Here is a 1,656-nt window from a genome sequence, read left to right on the forward strand (position 1 = left end):
CGGTCTCCCGGGATGTGATATCATACCTTTCAGATTAAATAAAAGAAACGATCCCTCTGCCACCGGGTAAGAGGATAAAGACGTCAGTTTTTTCGCCGTAGGTCTTAGAAAGCGAAAATACTGGCGTTTTTGTTTTGCCGGACAGGTGTGTTGGAAACAGGGGGAAATAAAAAACAACAGGAGGGAATATGAAAAAAACATCATGTCTGGGAGAATTTATGCGATATACCAGCCTGAATGTTCTGGGAATGATCGGGCTGTCCTGTTATATTCTGGCAGATACCTTTTTTATTGCCAGAGGACTGGGCTCTGACGGTCTGGCTGCCCTGAATATTGCCATTCCCGTGTACAGCTTTGTACATGGCTGCGGTATGATGCTGGGAATGGGAGGAGCCACAAAATACTCTATTTTCCGGGGGCAGAAAATGGAACAGGAGGGCAACAGGATCTTTACGAATACCGCGTATCTGGTTGGGATCTTTGCCTTGATCTTTGTCCTTATGGGACTTGGATTTTCCGGAAATATCACGTCTCTTCTTGGCGCTGACGGGGAAATTTTTGAAATGACAAAAACATATCTTATGGTAGTTCTTCTGTTTGCACCTGCTTTTATGACAAATGATTTTCTTTTATGTTTTGTCCGTAACGATGGGAATCCGGGACTTGCAATGACAGCGATGCTGACAGGAAGCTTTGCAAACATCATACTGGATTATGTGTTTATTTTTCCAATGAAAATGGGAATTTTCGGTGCTGTTTTTGCCACAGGACTGGCTCCTGTGATCAGTGTCGGCGTGCTGTCGAAACACTGGATAAGCAGAAAAAATAACTTCCATTTCAGTCCTGCAAAGCCGGATATCAGATTAACGGGAACCACCTTTTCACTGGGTATACCATCCCTTATTTCAGAGCTGGCTTCCGGTATTGTGATTATTGTATTTAACTTTATTATTCTGGGAATCCGGGGAAATCTGGGTGTGGCTGCCTATGGAGTGGTAACAAATATATCTCTTGTGGTAACATCCATGTTTACCGGAATCGCTCAGGGAATGCAGCCTATTGCCAGCCGCTCTTACGGAAGCGGAGATGCGGAAAATACAGGAAAAATATTTCGTTATGCCGTTATAACCCTTCTGGGAACAGCAGCGGTAATCTACGGAATCGTGTTCCTGTTCGCATCGCCGATCACATCTGTCTTTAACAGCGAAAACGATATGCAGCTTCAGAAGATTGCGGAAGAGGGGCTGAAGCTTTACTTCCTGGCTGTGCCATTTGTGGGCTTTAATATTGTTTCGGCCATGTTTTTTACCTCTACGGAACGGGCGCTTCCGGCTCAGATGATCTCTGTATTGAGGGGGCTGGTTGTGATCATTCCTGCTGCCTTTATTCTTTCAGCAGTGTTTGAAATGCAGGGCGTATGGCTGTCCTACCCTGTAACAGAGGGGATAGTGACAATATTTGCAGTATGTGTTCTGTTAAAGAGTGCAGGAAGGAAACCAGGTACAGAAAAAGCCTGAATATTTATACGGAAATGACCTGTCCCATGAAAACATGGGAAGGTAAAGAAGAGATTGATTTACTGTTTCTTTTCCAGATTCAGAAAAATACTACAGATAAAAAACTTCCCGGAAGCAGGTGATTTCCGGGAAGTTTTTT

Annotated in this window: 1 protein-coding gene; it reads left to right on the plus strand. The window is 44.0% G+C overall.

Annotated features, from left to right (window positions below; translation table 11 throughout):
• Positions 1 to 188 precede the first annotated feature (188 nt).
• Positions 189 to 1,517, plus strand: coding sequence for an MATE family efflux transporter (locus QVP40_RS03620; RefSeq protein ID WP_022067134.1), 1,329 nt, complete (start codon positions 189 to 191; stop codon positions 1,515 to 1,517).
• The last annotated feature ends 139 nt before the right edge of the window (positions 1,518 to 1,656 follow it).

Origin of the sequence: Blautia sp. CAG:257 (assembly GCF_000433815.1) — a bacterium.
Classification (GTDB): domain Bacteria; phylum Bacillota; class Clostridia; order Lachnospirales; family Lachnospiraceae; genus Blautia_A; species Blautia_A caecimuris.

Excerpts from the sequence above, each read along its gene's own strand:
- QVP40_RS03620 (WP_022067134.1), top strand. The coding sequence starts at position 189 with ATGAAAAAAACATCATGTCTGGGAGAATTTATGCGATATACCAGCCTG.